Origin of the sequence: Streptomyces diastatochromogenes, from assembly GCF_002242805.1 — a bacterium.
GTDB classification, from domain to species: Bacteria; Actinomycetota; Actinomycetes; order Streptomycetales; family Streptomycetaceae; genus Streptomyces; species Streptomyces diastatochromogenes.
On record NZ_MCGQ01000006.1, the window covers coordinates 174,182 to 196,861 of the forward strand.

20 protein-coding genes are annotated in these 22,680 nt (G+C 72.6%); 4 read left to right on the forward strand and 16 right to left on the reverse strand.

The window, feature by feature from the left end:
- Positions 1 to 21: 21 nt before the first annotated feature.
- The 8 genes from BEK98_RS49845 to BEK98_RS04295 all read right to left on the reverse strand — a co-directional run bounded on the left by BEK98_RS49845 (position 22) and on the right by BEK98_RS04295 (position 10,875).
- Positions 22 to 1,827 carry an SWIM zinc finger family protein gene (locus BEK98_RS49845; protein ID WP_425276584.1) on the reverse strand — a complete coding sequence of 602 codons (1,806 nt, stop codon included), beginning with the start codon at positions 1,825 to 1,827 and terminating at the stop codon, positions 22 to 24.
- A gap of 530 nt (positions 1,828 to 2,357) precedes the next feature.
- Complete coding sequence (locus BEK98_RS04265; RefSeq protein WP_094214994.1) at positions 2,358 to 5,204, reverse strand: DEAD/DEAH box helicase; 2,847 nt, start codon at positions 5,202 to 5,204, stop codon at positions 2,358 to 2,360.
- 96 nt (positions 5,205 to 5,300) lie between these two features.
- Positions 5,301 to 5,882, reverse strand: a complete 582-nt coding sequence (locus BEK98_RS04270) for a sugar kinase (RefSeq protein ID WP_094214995.1) — start codon at positions 5,880 to 5,882, stop codon at positions 5,301 to 5,303.
- Positions 5,879 to 7,024 carry an ROK family glucokinase gene (locus BEK98_RS04275; protein ID WP_094214996.1) on the reverse strand — a complete coding sequence of 382 codons (1,146 nt, stop codon included), beginning with the start codon at positions 7,022 to 7,024 and terminating at the stop codon, positions 5,879 to 5,881. The genes BEK98_RS04270 and BEK98_RS04275 overlap by 4 nt, the downstream gene beginning before the upstream one ends.
- A gap of 140 nt (positions 7,025 to 7,164) precedes the next feature.
- On the reverse strand, positions 7,165 to 7,935 hold the full coding sequence (locus BEK98_RS04280; RefSeq protein ID WP_094214997.1) for an ATP-binding cassette domain-containing protein: 771 nt from the start codon (positions 7,933 to 7,935) through the stop codon (positions 7,165 to 7,167).
- Complete coding sequence (locus BEK98_RS04285; RefSeq protein ID WP_094214998.1) at positions 7,932 to 8,972, reverse strand: ABC transporter permease; 1,041 nt, start codon at positions 8,970 to 8,972, stop codon at positions 7,932 to 7,934. The genes BEK98_RS04280 and BEK98_RS04285 overlap by 4 nt, the downstream gene beginning before the upstream one ends.
- The gene (locus BEK98_RS04290) at positions 8,969 to 9,973 is read right to left on the reverse strand and encodes a sugar ABC transporter substrate-binding protein (protein WP_094214999.1); all 1,005 of its coding nucleotides are present in this window, start codon (positions 9,971 to 9,973) and stop codon (positions 8,969 to 8,971) included. The genes BEK98_RS04285 and BEK98_RS04290 overlap by 4 nt, the downstream gene beginning before the upstream one ends.
- Positions 9,974 to 10,137: 164 nt before the next feature.
- Positions 10,138 to 10,875, reverse strand: coding sequence for a GntR family transcriptional regulator (locus BEK98_RS04295; protein WP_094215000.1), 738 nt, complete (start codon positions 10,873 to 10,875; stop codon positions 10,138 to 10,140).
- Positions 10,876 to 11,005: 130 nt separating this feature from the next.
- Here BEK98_RS04295 and BEK98_RS04300 point away from each other — a divergent pair, with 130 nt between their 5' ends.
- Positions 11,006 to 12,028, forward strand: a complete 1,023-nt coding sequence (locus BEK98_RS04300) for a Gfo/Idh/MocA family protein (protein WP_094215001.1) — start codon at positions 11,006 to 11,008, stop codon at positions 12,026 to 12,028.
- An 11-nt stretch (positions 12,029 to 12,039) separates the two neighbouring features.
- On the opposite strand, the gene BEK98_RS04305 is transcribed toward BEK98_RS04300, so the two are convergent.
- From BEK98_RS04305 to BEK98_RS04315, 3 genes are all read right to left on the reverse strand, one after another.
- A complete protein-coding gene (locus tag BEK98_RS04305; RefSeq protein ID WP_167444084.1) occupies positions 12,040 to 13,230 on the reverse strand; it encodes a cytochrome P450 family protein in 1,191 nt (396 codons plus the stop codon).
- A gap of 72 nt (positions 13,231 to 13,302) precedes the next feature.
- Complete coding sequence (locus tag BEK98_RS04310; RefSeq protein WP_094215002.1) at positions 13,303 to 13,980, reverse strand: response regulator; 678 nt, start codon at positions 13,978 to 13,980, stop codon at positions 13,303 to 13,305.
- Positions 13,981 to 14,351: 371 nt separating this feature from the next.
- Positions 14,352 to 15,614, reverse strand: coding sequence for a sensor histidine kinase (locus BEK98_RS04315; RefSeq protein ID WP_425276582.1), 1,263 nt, complete (start codon positions 15,612 to 15,614; stop codon positions 14,352 to 14,354).
- Positions 15,615 to 15,793: 179 nt separating this feature from the next.
- Between BEK98_RS04315 and BEK98_RS04320 the strand changes: the two genes are divergently transcribed.
- Complete coding sequence (locus tag BEK98_RS04320; RefSeq protein ID WP_094215003.1) at positions 15,794 to 15,994, forward strand: hypothetical protein; 201 nt, start codon at positions 15,794 to 15,796, stop codon at positions 15,992 to 15,994.
- Between the two features lie 54 nt (positions 15,995 to 16,048).
- Here the strand turns inward: BEK98_RS04320 and BEK98_RS04325 are convergent, their stop codons facing one another.
- From BEK98_RS04325 to BEK98_RS04335, 3 genes are all read right to left on the reverse strand, one after another.
- Positions 16,049 to 16,438, reverse strand: coding sequence for a guanyl-specific ribonuclease (locus BEK98_RS04325; protein WP_094215004.1), 390 nt, complete (start codon positions 16,436 to 16,438; stop codon positions 16,049 to 16,051).
- A gap of 150 nt (positions 16,439 to 16,588) precedes the next feature.
- Complete coding sequence (locus BEK98_RS04330) at positions 16,589 to 17,221, reverse strand: dihydrofolate reductase family protein (RefSeq protein WP_094215005.1); 633 nt, start codon at positions 17,219 to 17,221, stop codon at positions 16,589 to 16,591.
- 74 nt (positions 17,222 to 17,295) lie between these two features.
- On the reverse strand, positions 17,296 to 18,120 hold the full coding sequence (locus BEK98_RS04335) for an AIM24 family protein (RefSeq protein WP_094215006.1): 825 nt from the start codon (positions 18,118 to 18,120) through the stop codon (positions 17,296 to 17,298).
- A 102-nt stretch (positions 18,121 to 18,222) separates the two neighbouring features.
- Here BEK98_RS04335 and BEK98_RS04340 point away from each other — a divergent pair, with 102 nt between their 5' ends.
- Positions 18,223 to 18,972 carry an SDR family oxidoreductase gene (locus BEK98_RS04340; protein ID WP_094215007.1) on the forward strand — a complete coding sequence of 250 codons (750 nt, stop codon included), beginning with the start codon at positions 18,223 to 18,225 and terminating at the stop codon, positions 18,970 to 18,972.
- Between the two features lie 73 nt (positions 18,973 to 19,045).
- On the opposite strand, the gene alc is transcribed toward BEK98_RS04340, so the two are convergent.
- Both alc and allB read right to left on the reverse strand, forming a co-directional pair.
- Positions 19,046 to 20,176, reverse strand: coding sequence for an allantoicase (alc, locus tag BEK98_RS04345; RefSeq protein WP_094215069.1), 1,131 nt, complete (start codon positions 20,174 to 20,176; stop codon positions 19,046 to 19,048).
- 53 nt (positions 20,177 to 20,229) lie between these two features.
- Positions 20,230 to 21,567 carry an allantoinase AllB gene (gene allB / locus BEK98_RS04350; protein ID WP_094215008.1) on the reverse strand — a complete coding sequence of 446 codons (1,338 nt, stop codon included), beginning with the start codon at positions 21,565 to 21,567 and terminating at the stop codon, positions 20,230 to 20,232.
- A 273-nt stretch (positions 21,568 to 21,840) separates the two neighbouring features.
- Here allB and BEK98_RS04355 point away from each other — a divergent pair, with 273 nt between their 5' ends.
- Positions 21,841 to 22,635: an IclR family transcriptional regulator gene (locus tag BEK98_RS04355; protein ID WP_094215009.1), complete on the forward strand. Its 795-nt coding sequence runs from the start codon at positions 21,841 to 21,843 to the stop codon at positions 22,633 to 22,635.
- The last annotated feature ends 45 nt before the right edge of the window (positions 22,636 to 22,680 follow it).

Below are 22,680 nucleotides of genomic sequence, written 5' to 3' on the forward strand. Positions count from 1 at the left end.
GGGGTGGGGGCGCCGACGGGCTCAGAGGTCGTCCGGTGTGCCCAGGCCCGTGAGGGCGCCGACCGGGTCCAGGTCGGGGGTGCCGCGGGGCCACCAGTCGTCCTGGCCGGGCTCCGACTCGTAGGCGTACCACAGGCCGTCGCGGCCCAGGCGGAGCTGGACGTGGCCGCCGGGGTGGGTGAGGCGGTTGCGCCAGGGGCGGAACGCCGGGAGGTCGGCGGCGAGCAGCAGCGGGCGGGCCCGGTCGAAGCGGCCGGCCGGCGGATCCCACGGCTCCTCCAGCACGGCCAGCCCCTCCGGGCCGCCCTGCCGCCAGGCGGCGACCGCGCGGGCCAGGTCGGCCGGGGTGCGGTCGGTGGCCGCGGCGAGCGTGGCGTACAGGCTGCGGGTGGTGGCGGTCAGGCCGGAACCGGGGCGGGCGGCGGCGAGGCGTACCGCGTCCTGCCACAGGGTCAGCTCACCGACCGGGTCGCGGCCCGTGGCGAGCAGCGCGTGCGCGCGGGCGGCGGCGTCGGTCGCCAGCTGGTCCAGGGCGAAGGGGTCCGGTCCGCCGGGCGCCGCCGGGTAGACCGGGGGCTGCTCGGGGTGCGGCGGCACGGGCAACGGCGACGGCAGCGGCGGGAGGCGACGCGGAGCGAGGGCGTCGGCCGCGCGGACGCCGGGCAGGGACCGCGGCGCTCCCTCCTGGGCGGCGCGGGCCGCGCGGGCGGCGCTGCGGCGGGACAGCGCGTCGAGGAGGCCCTTCTCGCCCCGGCCGCGCAGCAGGAGCAGCACGAAGGGGTCGGCGTCGAGCAGGCGTGCCGTCTGGTAGCAGAGGGCGGCCGCGTGCTTGCAGGGGTGGCCGGAGTCGGGGCAGCTGCACTGCGGGGCGAGGTCGCGGGGGCCGGGGAGCAGGGGCACACCGCAGTCGGCCAGCGACTGGGGCAACTCCTTGTCCAGCAGCGCCGCGATGTGCCCGGGCCGGTCGGCGGCCGCGTCCAGGAACTGCTCCCAGTCCGCGTCCTCCAGCGTGCGCAGCCGCACCTGCACCCGGTACGGACGCGGGCGGCTGCCCCGCACATACGCCAGCACCTGCCCCGGGGTCACGGTGATCGCGTCCACATGGCCCTGGTCCGCGTAACCCCGGCCGCGGACCAGCCGCTTGACGTCCAGCGCGCCCTGTTCGAGCGCGTCGACCCAGGCGTTCCCCCACCAGGTCTCGGCGAACCCGCGGTCCTCCGGCGAATCCGGCCGGGGCGGCAACGCCGCGAAGGTACGGCGGAGTACGGTGTCGCGGTGGGGGGTGGCCATGGTGGCGGGGACCTGCGGGGGTGCCGGCGCCGGGGGGCGGGGCTCACTGCGGTCGGTTTCACCGACGGTGGTGTCCCTACCGGTGTCGTCCACCGCCTCGGGCGTGTCGGCCGCGTCGGCAACGGACGGCATACGGAAGGCGTTCGCCAGGAACTGGCGCATGTCGTGGGCGGCTTGGACGCGGGCGGTGGTCCGGGATTCGGCGCCGGGGCGTGCAGAACCGACGGGCCGCGCCTGTGCGCGCCTCCCACGCCGGGCCCCTGCCGCCTCCGCCTCGGCACGCACCGCCTCCCGCCGGGCGGCCCGCAGCGCTTCCCTGGCCGCGTCGGCGGGGCGTGCGGTGGCCTGCGGCGCGTTGCGGTCGGCCGCGTGGCCGGACTGCGACGCGTTGCGGTCGGCCGCGTGGCCGGACTCCGACGCGCTCCGGTCGCCCGCGTGACCGGACTGCGCCGTGGCAACGGACTCATCCCGGTCACCGGTCTCGTCCCGGTCACCGGACTCCGCCGTGGCAGCCGACTCGTCCCGGTCACCGGGCATCGCGGCGCCACCGGCCACAGCCCAGACACCAGATTCCACCGAGGCCCGCGAACCACCCCGGCCGCCCGACTCCACCAAGGCCCGGGACTCATCCCGGCCGCCCGACTCCGCTGAGGCCCAGGCCCCATCCCGCTCGTCGGACACCGCCGCGCCACCAGCCCCAACCCAGACACCAGACCCCACCGAGGCCCGCGAACCACCCCGCTCGCCCGACTCCACCGAGGCCCAGGACCCATCCTGGCCACCGGAATCCACCGCGCCACCGACAACCCCACCCGTGGCCCTGGTCTCGTCCTTGTCGCCGAGCCCGAGGGAGTCGCCTCGCTCGGTCGTCGCCGTGTCCGGATCCCGTCGGGCAGGCGTGGCCGACCGGAGGGCGGCGCGGGCGGCGTCCGCGGGCCTCGGGCGCGCCGTGGCGGCCTGCTCGGGTGCCTTGTCCTGCGCGGTCTCCTCGCGCTCGGCCTCCGCCCGCTCCCGTGCCGCCCGCAGGGCACGCCGGGCGGCGTCGCCGGGTCGCTCGTCGCCGGTCGTCACGAGGTCCTCCGCAGCGAGACCAGGTCGGACAGCTCGCGGTCCGTCAGTTCGGTCAGGGCCGACTCGCCGGAGCCGAGGATGGCGTCGGCCAGGGCGCGCTTGGCCTCCAGCATCTCGGCGATGCGGTCCTCGACCGTGCCCTCGGTGACCAGGCGGTGGACCTGGACCGGCTGGGTCTGGCCGATGCGGTAGGCGCGGTCGGTGGCCTGTTCCTCGACGGCCGGGTTCCACCAGCGGTCGAAGTGGACGACGTGGCCGGCGCGGGTGAGGTTCAGGCCCGTGCCGGCGGCCTTGAGGGAGAGGACGAGGACGGGGGTCTCGCCGTCCTGGAAGCGGTCGACCATGCGCTCGCGCTCGGCCACCGGGGTGCCGCCGTGCAGGAGGTCCACGGGGACCGCGCGGGCGGACAGGTGGGCGGTGATGAGGCGGGCCATGCCGACGTACTGCGTGAAGACCAGCACGGAGCCGTCCTCGGCGAGCACGGTGTCCAGCAGCTCGTCCAGGAGGGCGAGTTTGCCGGAGCGGGCCGGCAGCCGGTCGGCGTGGGTGTCCTCCTTCAGGTACAGCGCGGGGTGGTCGCAGATCTGCTTCAGGGCGCCGAGCAGTTTGAGGACCAGGCCCCGGCGGGCGATTCCCTCCGTGGTCTCGATGGCCAGCATCGACTCGCGCACCACAGCCTCGTACAGCGCGGCCTGTTCCCGGGTGAGCGGCACCGGGTGGTCCGTCTCGGTCTTCGGCGGCAGCTCGGGGACGATGCCGGGGTCGGACTTCTTGCGGCGCAGGAGGAACGGCCGGACCAGGCGGGCCAGTCGCTCCACCGCCTCCTGGTCCTCGCCGTTCTCCACCGCGCGCGCGTGCCGGGCGCGGAAGGACTTCAGGGGGCCGAGGAGACCGGGGGTCGTCCAGTCGAGCAGGGCCCACAGTTCGGAGAGGTTGTTCTCCACCGGGGTGCCGGTGAGGGCCACGCGCGCGGGGGCCGGGATGGTGCGCAGCGCCTTGGCGGTCGCGGAGTACGGGTTCTTCACGTGCTGGGCCTCGTCGGCGACGACCATGCCCCAGGGCCGCTCGGCGAGTTGGGCCGCCGCGGAGCGCATCGTGCCGTACGTCGTGAGGACGAAACCGCCGTCGAGGCCGTCCAGGCTGCGGTCGGGGCCGTGGAAGCGGCGCACCGGGACGCCGGGGGCGAACCGGGTGATCTCCCGCTGCCAGTTGCCCAGCAGGGACGCGGGACAGACCACGAGGGTCGGCTCGGTGCGGGCCCGCTTCAGGTGCAGGGCGATGAGCGTGATCGTCTTGCCGAGGCCCATGTCGTCGGCCAGGCAGCCGCCGAGCCCGAGGGAGGTCATGAGGTCGAGCCAGGCCAGGCCCCGGAGCTGGTAGTCGCGGAGGGTGGCGGCGAGCGCGGCGGGCGGTTCGGCCGGGCCGAGGCCCGCCGTGAGGCGGTCGCGCAGCGCGGCCAGTGCGCCGGCGGGGACGGCCTCGACGGTCTCGCCGTCGACCTCGGCGGTGCCGGTGAGCGCGACGGACAGCGCGTCCACCGGATCCAGCAGGCCCAGTTCCCGCTTGCGGGCCTTGCGGACCAGGGCCGGTTCGACCAGCACCCAGCGGTCCCGGAGCCGTACGACCGGCCGGTGGGCCTCGGCGAGCGTGTCCATCTCGGCCTCGCTGAGCGGATCCCCGCCGAGCGCCAGCTGCCAGCGGAACTGGAGCAGGTCCTCGCTCTCGAAGAACCCGGTGCCGTCGGTCGCCGAGCCGGGCGCGGGCCGGACCACCGCGGCGGCGGTGAGGTCGCGGGCCAGGTCCCGGGGCCAGTGCACGGCGACTCCGGCGGCGGCGAGCCGGGAGGCCGCCACGCCGAGCAGCTCGCTCAGCTCCTCCTCGGACAGCGCGAGGACGTCGGGGGCGTCCTGCTCGGCGAGCCGGTCCAGGGGCGGCCACACGCGGGCCGCGCGCCGGACGGCGAGGGCGGCGTCCACGCGCGCGCGTGGCCCGAAGGCCGCGTCGGCCTCCCCCGCCCACAGGGCCGCCGCGTCGGCCATCAGGGTCGGGTCGGCGAGGCTGTGCACCTGGACGATGGCCGCGCCCGCGGCGCGGGCGCCCTCGACGGCACCGGCGTCGAAGACGTCGTACGCGGACAGGTCCAGGCGCAGCGAGATCCGTACCCCCGCGTCCATGCCGGCGGCGACCTCCGCCGCCCAGTCGTGGGCGGCGGGCAGTGCCTGGGGCTCGCGGGCGGCGAAGGGGCCGCCGGCGGTGTGGGGGGCGGCCGGGGTACGGGGCAGGGTGTCGGCGACCGCGTCCAGGAAGGAGCGGACCAGGGCCTCGGGCTCGGGCAGCCGGAGCGGCCCGGGGTCCGCCAGCGGCACGGCGTGGCCCTCCGGCGGCAGGGCCGCGGCCACCGCGCGCAGGTGGGCGATGTCGTCGGGTTCCAGCGGGCCGGCCCGCCAGGCGTCGTGGCCGCTCGGGGTCAGGCCGGGCAGCAGGCGGCCGCGGGCGACCAGCCGCAGCGCGTGCAGGGCGGCGGCGCCCCAGCAGGCCGTGGCCGGGTGGGCGGACGGGTCGCGGCGGGCCCGCACCAGCAGCGGCAGGGCCTCGGCGAGCGGCAGGGTCAGCGCGGGCACCTGCCGGCGGCGCACGCTCGCTCCATGGGGTCGTACGACGGTCAGCTCGTCGGTGTCGCCGTCGGCGGGCAGCGGGCCGCCGTCGGGGTCCCAGAAGGCGACGCGGCCCTCGCGCGGGAGTTGCGCGGGCAGGTAGACGGACGCGAGGCGCACCGGAACGAGGTCCCCGGCTTCCCGGGAACCTCCCGCGCGCTCGGCCACCGCGACCGTGCCTGTGCTCATACGTCCTGCCACCTCCCGTCCATGCGTCGGATCAGACGTCTTCGACTCTACGGGCGGGGTCTGACAATCGGCTCCGACGGCCGGCGAAGGCCCCCGTTACGGGACCGTGCGGGAGACGACGTACACCATCGGATAGTTCGGGTCGGACATGTTGACGACCACGTCCTGGGTGGGCGCCGGGTTCTTCTGCTTGCGGGTGAGACCCGACCAGGGGCCGGGGCCGGTGAAGTTCCAGCCGGAGATCTTCTGGTCGCGGGAGCCGATGGTGATGTCGTCCTTCTTCAGGGCGTCCCGGCGCAGGCCCATGGTCCCCAGGAAGCTGTCCAGGCCGGCGCTGTTGGTGCGGAACTGCACGTAGAGGCGGCTGGTCTTCCAGTTGTTGGTCTCGTAGTAGGCGATGTAGTCGGCGGGGTGCGGGACCGGCACCTGGTAGAGGCGGCGCTGTACCTTGGACGGCCAGCCGGGGGTGAGGCCGGTCGCCGAGTACTTCGCCTCCTTGTCCTTGCCGCTGTTGCGGCTCTGGTTGGCGGAGATCACCAGATAGCCCGCCGGGACACCGATGAGCAGCCCGATGAGCAGCAGGGTGAGCGCCCTGCGTTTCGCCTTGTGCCGCGGGTCCTCGGCCGGCCTGCGCGGTTCGTCCGGGGGCGCGGCCTGATGAGGCAGCGATGCGATCATGCGCTGTCCTGGTCGCGGCGGGCCTGGGCGTACCGCTCGTAGCGCTCGTACCGCTCCACCCGGCGCCGCTTGGCCCGCCGGAACCGCCGGGCGACCAGCCGGGCCAGGTCGGCGGCGCCGACCATGCCGGCCTCGGGGCCGAGCTGGGCGCGGGTGATGCGGGCCTCGGGGCGGTAGCCGCGGCCGGTGAGGTGGCGTTTGAAGGCGTCCCGGGCGGGGCCGATGAGCAGGTCGTCGGCGGCGCTGACGCCGCCGCCGATCACGAAGCAGGACGGGTCGAGGGCGGCGGCGAGGTTGGCGATGCCGACGCCGAGCCACTGGCCGATGTCCTGGAGCAGCTCCACGCACATGGCGTCGCCCTCGCGGGCCAGCTCGGTGATCATCGGGCCGGTGATGTCGTCGATGTTGCCCTTGACGTGCTCGATGATCCCGTAGGCCACCGGGGAGTCCGCCGCGGCCAGCTCCTTGGCCTCGCGGACGAGCGCGTTGCCGGAGCTGTACTGCTCCCAGCAGCCGCGGTTGCCGCACGGGCAGCGGTGGCCGCCGGGCACGACCTGCATATGGCCGAACTCACCCGCGACGCCGTACTTGCCGCGCTTGACCTGGCCGTCCTCCAGGATGGCGCCGCCGATGCCGGTGCCGAGCGTGATCATGACCAGGTGGTCCTCGCCGCGGCCGGCCCCGAACCGCCACTCGGCCCAGGCGGCCGTGTTGGCGTCGTTGTCGACCAGGACCGGAACGGCGAGGCGGTCGGCGATGCGGTCCCGCAGCGGTTCGTTGCGCCAGGACAGGTGGGGCGCGAACAGGACGCGGTTGCGGTCGGCGTCGACCCAGCCGGCGGCGCCGATGCCGACCGCGTGCACGTCGTGGCGGTCGGACAGGTCCAGGACCAGTTCGACGATGGTGTCCTCGACGACCTTGGGGCTCTTGGACTTGTCCGGGGTCTCCGTGCGGAGCTTCTCCAGGATGTTGCCGTCCGCGTCCACCACACCTGCCATGACCTTGGTGCCGCCGATGTCGATGCCTACGGTGGGGACACGGGGTGCGGTCAGGTGTGAGCGGCGTTCCCTGGTGCCGACCGTTCGGAGCACGGGGGCCCGGCGGGAGCCGATGGGGGCGGTGAGGTCGCGGTAGGTGCTCATCGTCTGTCGATTCTGCCGCACGCTCACGGTGAGTGCTGCGCGGGGCAGGGGGAGGGGGCGCGCGTCCATGGCCGAGTGCGGGCAGTCGGTGGCTGGTCGCGCCCCGAGGCGGAGCCGCACATGATGCGGCCCCGCGCCCCTCAACTGCGCTGCAGTTCGTGGACCAGAGCGTCCAGGTCGGCGCCGCCTGCCATCTGCTTGGTCAGCTCGTCCAGGGTGATTTCGTCCCGTGTGTAATTGCCCACCATCGTGCCGCGCCTCAGGAGTACGAAGCGATCGCCCACCAAGTACGCATGGTGCGGGTTGTGGGTGATCAAGACAACACCCAGGCCCGCGTCGCGTGCCGCGGCCACATATTTCAGGACCACACCTGACTGCTTCACGCCCAGTGCCGCCGTCGGCTCGTCCAGGACCAGGACCTTCGCGCCGAAATGGACCGCCCTCGCGATGGCGACACACTGGCGTTCGCCGCCGGAGAGGGTGCCGATGGGCTGGTCGACGTCGCGGAGGTCGATGCCCATGCGGAGGAGTTCGGCTCGGGTGGTCTCGCGCATGAAGTCGATGTCCAGGCGCTTGAAGGGGCCCTTGCCCCGGCGGGGCTCGGAACCCAGGAAGAAGTTGCGCCAGACCGGCATCAGCGGAACCACCGCCAGGTCCTGGTAGACCGTGGCGATACCGCGGTCCAGGGCCTCGCGCGGCGAGGAGAGGGTGGTCTCCTCGCCCTCGATGCTCAGGGTGCCGCCGTCGTGCTGGTGCAGGCCCGCGACGATCTTGATGAGGGTGGACTTGCCGGCTCCGTTGTCGCCGAGGACGCAGGTGATCTCGCCGGGGTGGACCTCCAGGGAGACACCTTCGAGGGCGCGGACGGTGCCGTAATGCTTGCTGACGTCGGTCAGCTCGACGAGAGTCACTTGGTGGCCTCCGCACGCTTGCGGACCCAGTGGTTGAGGAGGGTCGCGAGGAGCAGCATCGCTCCGAGGAAGAACTTGAACCAGTCGGGGTTCCACTCGGCGAAGACGATGCCCTTGCTGGTCATGCCGAACAGGAGCGCGCCGACCGCCGAGCCGACCGCGCTGCCGTAGCCGCCGGTGATCAGGCAGCCGCCGATGACGGCCGCGATGATGTAGATCAGCTCGTTGCCGACGCCCTCGCCGGACTGGACGGCGTCGAAGGAGAAGAGCAGGTGCTGGCCGGAGATCCAGGCGCCGAAGGCCACGCCCATGTAGAGGCCGATCTTGGTCCTGGCGACCGGGACGCCGACCGCGCGGGCCGCGTCCTGGTTGCCGCCGACCGCGAAGATCCAGTTGCCGGCGCGGGTGCGCAGCAGGACCCAGGAGGCGAGCGCGACCAGGCCCAGCCACCACAGGATGGTGACCTTGATGTCGACGCCGCCGAGGGTGAGGGTCGAGGCGAAGACGGCGTGGGCGCTCGGGAAGCCCTCCATGTCGGCGATGGTCTTGGTGGAGACCGTGCCGTCGATCAGCTTGGTGAAGCCCAGGTTCATGCCGGTGAGCATCAGGAAGGTGCCCAGCGTGACGATGAAGCTGGGCAGCTTGGTGCGGGTGAGCACGAAGCCGTTGAAGGCACCGATGGCGAGGGTGGCCAGCAGGGACACGCCCACGCCGACCCAGGTGTTCGCCGTCATCTGGTAGCTGAACATCGAGGAGATCAGCGCGGACGACGTCACCAGGACGCCTGCCGACAGGTCGAACTCGCCGCCGATCATCAGCAGGGCCACCGGTACGGCCATGATGCCGATCGTCGAGGAGGCGTACAGGACCGTGCTGAGGCTCGCGGCGCGCAGGAAGCCGTCGGCAGCGAAGCCGAAGACGGCGAAGACGGCGAGCGCGCCGACGATCGAGCCCAGTTCGGGGCGGGAGAGCAGCTTCCGCAGCGGCGAGGTCTGCAGAATCCTTTCGTCAACGGTCCGTTCCACGGTGGCGCTCATCGGGTGCCCCGCTCGGTGTACTCCGCGAGGGCGGCCGCCTGGTCCTTGGTGACGATCTGCGGGCCGGTGAGGACCGGCTGACCGCCGCCGAGAACGTCGCTGTTGTACTTGTACAGCCACAGCAGGTCGACGGCCTGGTAGCCCTGCAGGTACGGCTGCTGGTCCACGGCGAAGCCGAGGGTGCCGTCCTTCAGTTCGGCGGCGACCTTGGCGTTGAGGTCGAAGGTGTCGACCTCCGCCTTGCTGCCCGCGTCGGCCTTCGCCTTCACGGCGGTGTCGGCATAGGGGGCGCCGAGGGTGACGACGGCGTCGACGGACTTGTCCGCCTGGAGCTTGGCACCGATCGCGGACTGCACGTCGGGCATGTTGGTCCCGTTGACGTAGAGCTTCTCGACCTTGCCGCGGAAGGTCTTCGCGACGCCGTCGCAGCGCTGCTCGTGGCCGACATTGCCCTGCTCGTGCAGGATGCACAGGGCGTTCTTGCGGCCGCGCTTGTTCAGCTCGTCCCCGACGGCCTCGCCGGCGACGGTCTCGTCCTGCCCGATGTGGGTGAGAGCGCCGAAGGACTTGGACTCCGCGGAGCCGGAGTTCACCGTGATCACCGGGATGCCGGCCTTCTCGGCGCGGGCCACGGCGGCCTTGAGGGCGTCGGGCTTGGCGAGGGTGACGATGATGCCGTCGACCTTCTTGTCGACCGCCGCGTCCACCAGCTGGGCCTGCTGCTGGGCCTCGTCGTCGTGCGAGTACAGGAAGTTGATGTTGTCCTTGACGGCGGCCTGCTTGGCGCCGCTCTGCACGATGTCCCAGAAGGTGTCGCCGTCTCCCGAGTGGGTGATCATCGCGAAGGTCCAGCGGGGAGTGTTCACCGCCGCCCTGCCCTGGGCGGCGGCGGCCTTGCGGGCGTCCTCGGCCCGTTTGCCGCCGGTGCTGCTGCACCCCGCCAGGGACACGGAGAGTGCCCCTGCCAGCGCTATGCCTACCCAGGTCCGAAACCGTGCCACGAGGCCGTGCCCTTCTTGCCGTGTCCGTTCGTACGCAAGGGGCCGGTGATGACCTCAGCGGCCCCAAACGCTCCAGTATCGAACACGGGGAACACTGCTGACACGACCGGGGAGCGCCCACCCGTCGCATTGTCCGGACATTGCGACGAATGACCGGTGTGCGCTCAGGGCCGTACGAGCAGCTGGAACTCGAAGGAGTAACGGGTGGGACGGTAGGTGTGGTCGCCGAACTCGACCGCGCGGCCGGTGTCGTCGAAGGTGGTGCGCTGCATGGTGAGCAGCGGGGCGCCCTCCGCCTCGGCGAGCCGCTCGGCCTCGGCGGCCGTGGCACCGCGGGCTCCGATGGACTGGCGGGCGCTGTGCAGGGTGATCCCGGCGGAGCGCATCAGCCGGTACAGGCCGGTGGCCTCCAGCTGGTTGGTGTCCAGGTCGAGCAGGCCGGGCGGCAGGAAGTTGATCAGGTAGGCCATCGGCTCCCCGTGCGCGAGGCGCAGGCGCTCGATGCGGTGGACGTCGCTGCCCTCGGCGACGGCGAGCGCGGCGGCGACCTCGGCGGAGGCGGGGACGACGGTGTTGACCAGAACCTTGGTCGCGGGCCGCTGCCCGGCCGCCTCCAGGTCGTCGTAGAGGCTGCTCAGCTCCAGGGGGCGCTTGACCTGGCTGTGCACGACCTGGGTGCCCACGCCCCGGCGGCGGACCAGCAGGCCCTTGTCGACGAGGGACTGGATGGCCTGGCGGACGGTGGGCCGGGACAGGCCGAGCCGGGCCGCCAGCTCGATCTCGTTGCCCAGGAGGCTGCCGGGCGTGAGGCTGCCGTGCTCGATGGCGGCCTCCAGCTGCTGGGAGAGCTGGAAGTACAACGGCACCGGGGAACTACGGTCCACACGGAGGTCGAGTGACACGGTCGGGTCCACATCTGGTTTCGGCACGGGCCCGAGCGTAGCCCTGTGCTCGGTTGACGGGAAGTTGTGTAGTCAGATTGTCCGGACATTTGCATTGACAGCGTACGGGGTCCGCCCTCACTTTGTTTCCATGCGCATCGGGGTCATCGGTACGGGCCGCATCGGCACCATTCATGCGAACACGCTGAGCCGCCACCGCGAGGTCGGATCACTGATCCTGACGGACGCGGATCCGGCACGGGCACAGGGGCTGGCCCACCGCCTGGGCGAGACGGCGGCGCCGGGGGTGGACGAGATCTTCAAGTGGGGCGTGGACGCGGTGGTGATCACCACGGCCACGGCGGCGCACGCCGAACTGATCGGTCGGGCAGCACGCTCGGGCCTGCCGGTCTTCTGCGAGAAGCCGATCGCCCTCGACCTGCCGGGCACGCTGGCCGCGCTGGCCGAGGTCGAGGCGGCCGGCACGGTCCTCCAGATGGGCTTCATGCGGCGCTTCGACGCGGGGTACACGGGCGCCCGGGAGGCGGTGCGCTCGGGACGGCTCGGCCGGCTGCACACCGTACGGGCGATGACCTCGGACCAGTCCCCTCCCCCGCCGGAGTGGCTGCCGCTGTCCGGCGGGCTGTTCCGGGACACGCTGATCCACGACTTCGACGTGCTGCGCTGGGTGACGGGCCGTGAGGTGGTGGACGTGTACGCGACCGGCTCGGACGCCGGCCCCGCGATGTTCCGCGAGGCCGGTGACATCGACACCGGTGCGGCGCTGCTCACGCTGGACGACGGCACGCTGGCCACGGCCACGGCGACCCGGCTGAACGGCGCCGGCTACGACGTCCGCATGGAGCTGGCCGGGGAGCGGGACACGGTCGTGGTGGGCCTGGACGACCGTACGCCCGTCGCATCCACCGAGCCGACCGGGCCGCCGCCCGCGGACAAACCGTGGGCCGGTTTCCTGGAGCGGTTCGGGCCCGCCTACGAGGCCGAGCTGTGCGCCTTCGTCGACGTGCTGCGCGGCCAGCGGCCCAACCCGTGCGACGGCCAGGAGGCCCTGCAGGCGCTGCGGATCGCCGAGGCCTGCGAGGTGTCCCGGCGGGAGCGCCGCCCCGTCCGGCTGGCGGAGATCCAGGGCCGGGCCCAGCCCTCGTACGGCTGAGCCCGGTCGGCTCACCAGCGCACCGGAAGGCTGCGCATCCCTCTCATCAGCAGGCCCGGCAGCCACTCGCCCGGGGAGCCGTCGAGCGCCAGTCCGGGGGCGCGCTCCAGGAGGGAGCCGATGGCCGTGCGGCCCTCCAGGCGGGCCAGGGGTGCGCCCAGGCAGTAGTGGATGCCGTGGCCGAAGGCGAGGTGGCCGCGGGTGTCGCGGCGGATGTCGAACCGGTGCGGGTCGCCGTAGCGGTCGCCGTCGCGCTGGGCGGCGGTGAGGCCGACCACCACGTGCTCGCCCTGCTCGATCGCCGTGCCGGCTATCTCCAGGGGCTCGGCGGCGTACCGGAACGTGGCGCTCTGCACCGGACCGTCGTAGCGCAGCATCTCCTCGACGGCGCCGCCCAGGAGGCTCATGTCGGCGCGGAGGGCGGCGAGTTGGTCGGGGTGGGTGAGCAGGGCCAGGACGCCGTTGCCGATGAGGTTGACCGTGGTCTCGTGGCCGGCGATGAGCAGCAGGAAGGCCATGCCGCGCAGTTCCTGCGGGGAGAGCCGGTCGCCGTCCTCGGCGGTCGTACGGATCAGGTCGCTGAGCAGGTCGTCGGTCGGTCCGGCGGACCGCTTGTCCTCGATCAGCTCGGTCAGGTACTCGCCGAGGCGGATGATCGCCTCGTACTCCGTGTTCCCGTTGGTCGGTGCGACCACCTCGGTGGACAGCTTCCGGAACTCGGCGCGGTCCATGTCCGGGACGCCGAGGAGTTCGCAGATGACGGTGATGGGCAGCGGGAAGGCGAGCGCGTCGATGAGGTCGGCGTGGCCGCGCGGCATCATCTCGTCCAGCAGGTCGTCGGTGATCTGCTGGATCCGCGGGCGCAGCAGCTCCACCCGGCGCATCGTGAACGCGCGGGTGACGAGGCCGCGCAGGCGGGTGTGCTGCGGCGGGTCGGTGGCCAGCAGGTTCTTGCCGATCATCTCCTCGTCCAGGAAGGCCGCGCCGATCTTGGAGCCGTCCTTGGCCAGCCGGGGGTCGGCGAGGGCCGCCCGCGCCTCTTCGTACCCCACGATCAGCCAGGTCTCGTAGTTCTCGTCCGCTCCCGGCAGCCGGACGCGGTGCACCGGACCCTGCTCGCGCAGGCGCTCGTACACCGGATGCGGGTCCCGGCGGAACGCGTCCCCGAACTCCCCCAGATCGACCACGTGTTGCCTGTCCATCGCTCCCCTTCCGGACTCCCCCGAGGCCCACCGGGCACCTCCCGGTGCAGGGACAACGCGCGGGGTTCCCGCTTAGTGCCCGTCCTCGTCGAGGAGTCCCGCGTCATAGGCCAGCAGGGCGATCTGGACCCGGTTGTTCAGGCCGAGCTTGGCGAGGATGCGGGAGACGTGGGTCTTGACGGTGGCCACGCTCATGAACAGCTCCGCGGCGATCTGGGCGTTGGCCAGGCCCCGGCCGACGGCGACGGCGACCTCCCGCTCGCGCGCGTTGAGCGCGGTCAGCCGCTCCCGCGCGCGTGCCTGCCGGGAGTCCGCCGCGGTGCCGGCCGCGTGCCGCATCAACTGGCGGGTGACGGCGGGTGACAGCACCGGTTCCCCGGCCGCGACCCGGCGCACCGCGTCGACGATCTCGGCGGGCGGGGTGTCCTTGAGCACGAACCCGGCGGCCCCCGCGCGCAGGGCGTGCAGCACCTGCTCGTCGGCGTGGAAGGTGGTGAGCACGACGACCTGCGGGGCGTCCTTGCGGCCGCGCAACCGCTCCGTGGCCGTCAGTCCGTCCACCGAGGGCATCCGGATGTCCATGAGCACGACGTCCGGCCGGGTCCGCTGGACCACGTCCTCGACCTCACCGCCGTCGGCCGCCTCCCCGACGATCTCGATGTCCCCGGCCCCGCCCATCATCAGCGCAAGTCCGGCTCGCACCAAGGGGTCGTCGTCGACGAGGAGGAGTCTGATCGGAGTCGCAGTCATGGGGGTTACGTAATCACGGGGATGCGGGGTGGCGGGCAGGTCCCGGCCACGACGGCGGCCGGCCGCCGGCCAGGGTCTGTCGGCTCGACGCCGGTCAGGGCCTGTCGGCCCGACCCCGGCCACAGCCGCTCCGCTCGACCCCGGCTACGGCCCCTGGGCGCGACCTCGGCTACGGCCCCTCGGCGCGACCCCGGCCATAGCCTCTCCGCCCGACCCCGGCGACGGCCCCTCCGCCCAACGCCCGCCACAGCGCCTCCACTCGACGCCCGCCACGCCCCCTCGACCCAACACCCGCCACGGCCCCTCCGCCGGACACCCGCCACGCCCCCTCCACCCTGGACGCCGGCCACGCCCCCTCCGCCGGAGTGGCCCTAGTCCCCGCCCCACGGCAGCCACCCCCGCACCTCGAAGCCCCCGTCCGCCGTCGCCCCGTGCTCCAGGCGGCCGCCGGTCAGCGTGGCTCGTTCGGTCAGGCCGATCAGGCCCTGGCCGGAGCCGGGGACCGGCGGGACGTCGGATTCGGGGGCGGGGTTGCGCACGGTGACCGTCAGGCCGGACCCGGGGGTGCCGGTGACCTGGACGGTGACCTCGGTGCCGGGGGCGTGTTTGCGGGCGTTGGTCAGGGTCTCCTGGGCGATGCGGTAGGCGGTGCGGCCGACCGAGGCGGGGACGGCGGCCGGGTCGGTGACGCGCTGGTCGAGGGTGACCTTCATGCCCGCCTCACGGCACTCGGCGACCAGCGCGTCCAACGCGGCCAGCGTCGGCTGCGGGCGGCTCCCGGCCGCGTCGTCGGACTCCCCGGCCCGCAGTACGCCGATGATCTCCCGGAGGTCCTGCAGCGCCTCGTGGGCGCTCTCCCGGATGACCCCGGCGGCCCGCGCGATCTCCTCGCGCGGCGCGTCCGGCCGGAACTCCAGGGCTCCGGCGTGCACGCTGAGCAGGGTGAGCCGGTGCGCGAGCACGTCGTGCATCTCGCGGGCTATGGCCTCGCGGGCGAGCCGCTGCGCCTGCTCGGCGCGCAGCCGCGCCTCGGTCTCCGCGCGCCGGGCCCGGTCGCGCAGGCTCAGCATGAGCTGCCGCTTGGAGCGGACGAACATGCCCCAGCCGACGAGGGAGACGGTGAGCAGCACGCTGAAGGCGACGACACCGGCAAAGGGCAGTTCGGGGTCGGGGCGCAGCCAGTAGAAGAGCGGCAGCAGGGCGAGGTCGACGCCGCCGATCCAGGCGACGTAGCGGAAGGGCCGGTGCACCGCGAGGGTGAAGACGACGACCATCGCGGCGCCACCCGCGGTGTTGGACAGGAACCCGAACGGGATCATCGCGACGGCGAGCCCGACCGGCCACCGGCGGCGCAGCCAGAGCGCCCCGCAGGCGAGTGCGCCCAGCGTCTGGTCGAGAACGGCGGCGGAGTGCGGCAGTCCGGCTTCCTTGGGCAGGGCGTCCGCTGCCGCCAGGCCGAGGACGACGGCCAGCAGGAAGCACGAGAAGTCGACGACCCAGTCGCGCGCGGTGCGCCGCGGCCGTCGGCCCGAGGACTCGGCGTCCGGGTCCAGTTCGTGCATCAGGGCGGACGGGAACAGCCACCGGCGGCCCGCGAACTCCTGCGGCGCCCGCGCCGGTTCGTCACTACTCACGATCGACAAATCTACGCAGCACCGGCTCCGGCGACCGCCCCCCGCTGCGGATCGCCGACCAAAGTCGCACCGCCATGGACTTTCGGTGATTCCGCCCGGGCGGGACGTCAGCCTTGCGGCACACGCGACTCACCCCGCGGCCGATGTGTGGGGGGAGGCCGCGGGGCGAGGGTCGTGCCATGAGACAACTGCTGGAACTTCTCGGATTCATCGCCCTGGTGCAGGGCGTGCTGGGCCTGGTGCACGAGTTCACCGACTGGCACGTGGGTCTCGTGCAGCGGATCGGCTTCCTCGACGGCTACGAGGTCTACGCGAGCGTGGCGCTCGTGCTGCTCGCGTTCGCGCTGTTCGCCGTCGCGGACGGCCGGAGGTCCGGCTGAGCGCGGACCGGACCCCGGCCGGGCGCACCGTTCCCTAGGACCGGACCGTACGGCTCAGCAGCCGAAGTCGATCAGGTCGAACGTGGCGTAGTGGTCCGAGGTGTAGTAGTCCTCCTGGGTCTCCTCACCGGTGACGATGCGTCGGGCACCGCGCGTGGAGGAGCCGGGGGTCTTCACCGTGTACTCGTGGTAGTAGCCGGACGACTGCTTGGGCAGGACGCCTTCACGGTTGGAGAAGACGGTGCCGTCCTGCGAGTACGGGAAGGGACCGCCCTGGTCGATGAGGTCCAGGGTGTCGTACGCCTGCGACGGCAGGGCGCTGTAGCAGATGCTCCCGACCGAGGCGGCGTTCGCCGTCGTGGCGGAGACGGTGCCGCCCACGAGGAGGGCGGACAGGAGGGCGGCTGCAGCGCCGATGCGTGTTGCGCGTGGGGGGAATCTCATGGCTCCATGATGACGCGCGTAGACGTTGGCATGTCAACGACAAAGTTGAAGATTTTCCCGTCAAGTCCGATGAGTTTTCAGGAAGTTAACCTCCCGACCGGCGACCCCCACACCGTCCCCACAGGGGCCGCCGGCCAGCCGTGGCTCGCCTCAGGCCTGGGCGTCTTCGGGGAGTTCGTAGGACCCGTACTCCGGGGCGCCCAGCAGGTCGTACGACTGGATGGAGACGCCCCCGCCGGTGACGCGTCCGCCGGTGTGCCGGAAGCGGGTGGGGACCGCGCCCTCCGCGAACAGGCGGCGGCCGGCGCCGAGGACGACCGGGAAGGTCACCAGGTGCAGCGTGTCGATCAGCCGCAGGTCCAGCAGGGAGCGGACCAGGGCGCCGCTGCCGTGGATCTGGAGTTCGCCGTCCGTGCGCTCCTTGAGGGCCTCGACCTCCTTGGCGAGGTCGCCGCCGACCACGGTGGTGCCGGACCACTCCGGTGCCGTCAGCGTGGACGAGACGACGTACTTCGGCAGGGCGTTCAGCTTGCCGGCGATCGGGTCGGCCGGGTCGGTCATCTTCGGCCAGTAGGCGGCGAAGATGTCGTACGTACGGCGGCCGAGCAGGAAGGCGCCCGCGCGGTCGAAGACCTCGACGACGAACCGGCCGAAGTCGTCGTCGCCGTACGTGAAGCTCCAGCCGCCCTGGTCGAAGCCGCCGCTGGTGTCCTCCTGGGGACCGCCGGGCGCCTGGTAGACACCGTCGAGGGTGACGAAGATGGTGGAGACGAGCTTGCCCATGGCGGGTGCCTTCTTCCGGGTGCGGGATCTGTTGTCATCACCTCAGACCTCGCACACACCCGCAACTCATCGGTTCAGCCGGTGTGGGTCGAGAACAGTCCGCCGGTCGGGCCCTGCTTGTCGCCGCCCTGGGCCTTCTTCAGGGCGTTGGCGAGGCTCTCGATGGTGAGGGACTGCAGGATCACCCGGCCGTTGCCCTCCAGGGTGGCCAGGGACAGGCCCTCGCCGCCGAAGACGGCGTTCATGATGCCCTGGCGGTTGAGGCCGCCGACGCGCTGGACGCCGTACTGGATGCCCTCCTCGAAGGCGACCACACAGCCGGTGTCCACCTCGATGCGGCCGCCGAAGTCCGCCGGATTCAGGTCGATGAAGTTGCCCGCGCCCGCGATGATCACCGTGCCGTGCCCGGTGAACTTCTCCAGGATGAAGCCCTCGCCGCCGCTCATGCCGGTGCGGCCGCCCTGGAAGGCGATGCCGAACTGGACGGTGGACTCGGCGGCCACGAAGGCGTCCTTCTCGGCGAACCACGCGCGCGTGCCGTCCAGCTCCAGGGCGCGCATCTCGCCGGGCAGCACGCCCGCGAAGCCGACCGTGCCCTCACCGCCCTGGGCGCTGAAGTACTGGAACGCCAGCGACTCGCCTGCCAGCATGCGCTGGCCGACCTGCATGGCGGTGCCCATGGCCTGGCGCAGCATGCCGCCCATGCCGCCGCCCGAGCCGCTCTGCTGACCGCCGTTGCCGTTGCCGTTGCCCGAGGGGCCGGACAGGCGGGTCTCCATGGTCACGTTCGTCGTCTTGAACAGGAACTTCCCCGCCTCGCAGTACACGGTCTGGCCGGGGTGCAGGTTGACGACCGCCATCTGCATGGCGTTGCCGACGATCTCTTGCTGAAGGGTCACGCGGGGAGAACGCGGGAGATGGAGCGAAGAGTTCCGACGGTGGCCGGATTCGGTGTCCGTTCGCCGCCAGCGGACGGACTGCGCCGCCGCTGAGATGGAGGCATGACAGTTCAGGGAAGTCTGAAGAGCAAGGTGGCCCTGGTGACCGGCGGCAGCCGGGGTATCGGGGCGGCGGTCGCGCTGCGGCTCGCGCGCGCGGGTGCGGATGTGGCGGTGACCTACGTGCACGGCAAGGAGGCGGCCGAGGACGTGGTACGGGCCGTGGAGGCGCTGGGGCGCCGGGCGGTGGCCCTGCGCGCCGACTCGGCGGACGCCGGGGAGGCGGCGGGCGCGGCGCAGCGTACGGCGGAGGTGTACGGCGGGCTCGACGTGCTGGTGAACAACGTGGGCGTGGGGCTGCTGGGCCCGCTGCACACGCTCACTCTGGAGGACGTCGACCGGGTGCTCGCGGTGAACGTGCGCGGGGTGTTCCTGGCCTCGCAGGCGGCGGCCGCGCGGATGCCGGCCGGCGGGCGGATCGTCACGATCGGTACGTGCATGACGCAGCGGGTGCCGGGGCCGGGCGGGACGCTGTACGCGACGAGCAAGGCGGCGCTGGTCGGGCTGACGAAGGCGCTCGCGCGCGAGCTGGGGGAACGGGGGATCACCGCGAACATCGTTCATCCCGGGCCGACGGACACGGACATGAACCCGGCGTCCGGGCCGTATGCGTCCGCGCAGGCGGGGATGACGGCGTTGGGGCGGTTCGGGACTCCCGACGAGGTGGCCTCGATGGTGGCCTACCTGGCGGGGCCGGAGGCGGCTTACGTGACGGGCGCGGAGTTCGCGGTCGACGGGGGACACGCGGCCTGAGCCTTCCCGGCGGACACGTGGGGCGCGCCAGTGCTGTCCAGGCCGGTGCGCCCCACGCGCGTGTGAGGGTGGATCAGCCGCCCAGCTCCTGGTGGCGGGTCGACAGGGCGGTCGTGCCCGTCTCCGTCAGGGTGCCGTAGAGGCGCAGGCGGGAGATGCCGCCGTCGGGGAAGATGTCCACGCGCGCGTGTGTGCCGACGGCCGGCTGCGGGAGCACGAAGCGGTGGTTGGTGTCGGGCTGGAGGCGGGTGCGCGGGAGGATCTCGGTCCACTCGCCGCTCTCGCCGTCCTTGACGGAGACGGAGGCCCAGCCGGCGCTGTTGCCCTTCAGGTAGGCCGTGTCGATCTCGATCGCGCGGATCTGGGACTGGGCGGCCAGCCGGTAGCGGATCCAGTCGTTGCCCTGGTCGCGGCGGCGGCGGGTCTCCCAGCCGTCGTCCATCTTGCGGGAGCGGCCCGGCTGGATGGTGTTGGTGGCCGGGGAGTAGAAGAGGTTGGAGGCGTCCTCGACCTGGCCGCCGTTCTCCAGGGCGACCACGTCGAAGGTGCCGAGGACCGACAGCCACTCGGGGTCGGGTACGACCTCGCCGTACACGCGCAGGCGCGCGATGCCGCCGTCGGGGTGCTGGTTGACGCGCAGGTGGGTGAAGCGCTGTTCGACGGAGACGGCGAAGCCGTTCGCCGCGTGGCCGCCCACCGCCGTGCGCGGGACCAGCGTCGTCCACTTCACGTCGTCGGACAGCAGCTCCTCGGGCGACGGGGAGCCGGGCACCGAGGCACCCTCGACCGACACGGCCTGGGGGTAGTTGCCGCGGAAGTGGGCCGTGTCGACGACGATGCCGCGCACGACACCCGGTGCGCCGAGGCGGACCAGCGCCCAGTCGTGGTCCTCGGCCGTGGGCCAGGGGTGCTCGGCGGAGGCGCCGCGCCGGCGGCGGGTCTCCCAGCCGTCCATGATCTTGCCCTTGTGGCCGAAGTGCTCGGGGTCGAACTCGGCCGCCTCGGGCAGCAGCAGGTTCTCCCGCTGGGCGAAGAACTCGTCGTTGGCGGCGATGACTCCGGCGCCGAGCTGCCGGTCGGCGAGGTTGGCGTACTGGGTGAAGGGGAAGTCGACGGTGCGGTAGTCCGCGTACGGGTCGCCTCCTCCGTACGGGTTCGCGTCGCCGGTGAAGCTGGCCCAACTCGAATGTTGCTGCGCCGTCACGGTGATCAGGGGTTCCTTTCGGGAGTCGGCGGGGTGCGGGTGCGGAAGGTGGCTCACTGGGGGCGGGAGAGCAGCCGGCCCTTCGGCTCGGTGAACTCGCCGTCGGTGACGATGCGCTCGCCGCGCAGCCAGGTGGACTTCACGACGCCGTACAGGGTCTTACCGGCGTACGCGGTGACCCGGTTGCGGTGCTGGAGGCCGGCCGGGTCGACGGTGAAGGTCTCGTCCGGGGCGAGCACGGCGAAGTCGGCGTCACGGCCGACCTCGATGGCTCCCTTGTCGCGCAGGCCGGCCAGGGCGGCCGTCCGCGTGGACATCCAGCGGACGACGTCGTCGAGACCGTGGCCGCGCTTGCGGGCCTCGGTCCACACGGCCGACAGGCTCAGCTGGAGGCCGGAGATGCCGCCCCACGCGGTGGCGAAGTCGTCGGTCTTCAGGTCGGCCGTCGAGGGCGAGTGGTCGGTGACGACGCAGTCGATGACGCCGTCGGCCAGCGCCTGCCAGAGCAGGTCCTGGTTGGCGGCCTCGCGGATGGGCGGGCAGCACTTGAACTCGCTGGCGCCGTCGGGGACTTCCTCGGCCGTCAGTGTCAGGTAGTGCGGGCAGGTCTCGACCGTGACCCGGACGCCCTCCTCGCGGGCGGCGGCGATCAGCGGCAGGGCGTCGCTGGAGGACAGGTGCAGGATGTGCACGCGCGCCCCCAGGCGCCTGGCCTGGGCGATGAGGCTCGCGATGGCCGTGTCCTCGGCGTCGCGCGGGCGGGAGGCCAGGAAGTCGGCGTACTTGGGGCCGCCCTGCTGCGGGGCGGCGGCGAGGTGGTGCGGGTCCTCGGCGTGCACGATGAGGAGGCCGTCGAAGCCGGCGATCTCCGCCAGGGACTGGGCGAGCCGGTCCTGGTCGAGGTGCGGGAACTCGTCCACGCCCGACGGCGACAGGAACGCCTTGAAGCCGAAGACCCCGGCGTCGTGCAGCGGGCGCAGGTCCTTGACGTTGTCGGGCAGGGCGCCGCCCCAGAAGCCGACGTCGATGTGCGCCTTGTCGGCGGCGACCCGCTGCTTCACCCGCAGGTTCTCGACCGTCGTGGTCGGCGGGAGGGAGTTGAGGGGCATGTCGACGAGCGTCGTGATGCCGCCGGCCGCCGCCGCGCGCGTGGCGGTCCAGAAGCCCTCCCACTCGGTGCGGCCCGGGTCGTTGACGTGCACGTGGGTGTCGACCAGGCCGGGCAGCAGGACGTGGTCGCCGAAGTCCTCCAGGCGTGCCGTGGCCGGGACCTCGGCGTCGTACGGCAGTACGGCCGTGATCTTGCCGGCGGACACGGTGACCGTGGCGGCCCGCGTCCCTTCCGGAGTGATGACGCGCGTCGAGCGCAGCACCAGTTCAGCGTCGGACACCCGAACCCCTCTCTCTGCCGCCGTTTACTTCCAGGAAACGGGATTTACACCCACGTAACGGAATTCAACGTTCTGTTGAAGGAGTCTTCACTCCCGCCACCCCGCCGTCAAGAGGCACACTTCTGGGCAGTACTCCACGAGTGCCCACTCTGGACGTTTCCACAAAGCGGAATTAGAATTCCAGCAAGCAGAACGTAGCTACGTACAAGCAGGGAGTCAACCGACTGCCGGGTAGGCTTCTGCCCTTCCTGCCAGTCCCGAAAGGAACGCGCCGTGCCGACGTCCAACGCCAGCACCACCGACTCCGCCAAATCCTCCGCCAGCGGCGGGGTCCAGTCCCTGGAGCGTGCCTTCGACCTGCTCGAGCGGATGGCGGACGCGGGCGGCGAAGTCGGCCTCAGCGAGCTGTCCGCGACCAGCGGGCTGCCGCTGCCCACCATCCACCGCCTGATGCGCACGCTGGTGGCCTGCGGCTACGTACGCCAGCAGCCGAACCGGCGGTACGCGCTCGGCCCTCGGCTGATCCGGCTCGGCGAATCCTCGTCCCGGCTGCTCGGCACCTGGGCGCGACCGTACCTCGCCCGCCTGGTCGAGGAGACCGGCGAGACGGCGAACATGGCGCTGCTGGACGGTGACGAGATCGTGTACGTGGCGCAGGTGCCGTCGAAGCACTCGATGCGGATGTTCACGGAAGTGGGCCGGCGGGTGTTGCCGCACTCGACGGGTGTGGGGAAGGCGCTGCTGGCTTCCGTGCCCGACGCGGAGGTGCGCGCGCTTCTCTCCCGCACCGGCATGCCGGCCGCGACGGAGAAGACCATCACCACGCCGGACGGGTTCCTGGCCGCGCTGGAGGATGTACGTCGGCTGGGTTACGCCGTGGACGACAACGAGCAGGAGATCGGGGTGCGGTGCCTCGCGGTGTCCGTGCCGGACTCGCCCACGGCGGCGGCGATCTCGATCTCCGGGCCCGCGGGACGGGTCACCGAGGCGGCGACGGACAAGATCGTGCCGGTACTGCAGGGGATCGCCGTGGAGCTTTCCCAGGCGCTGGCGAGTTCTGGCACCTGAGGGGAGCGGACCGCGGATCGTCGCGTGGCCGCGGGTGTGCGGCCC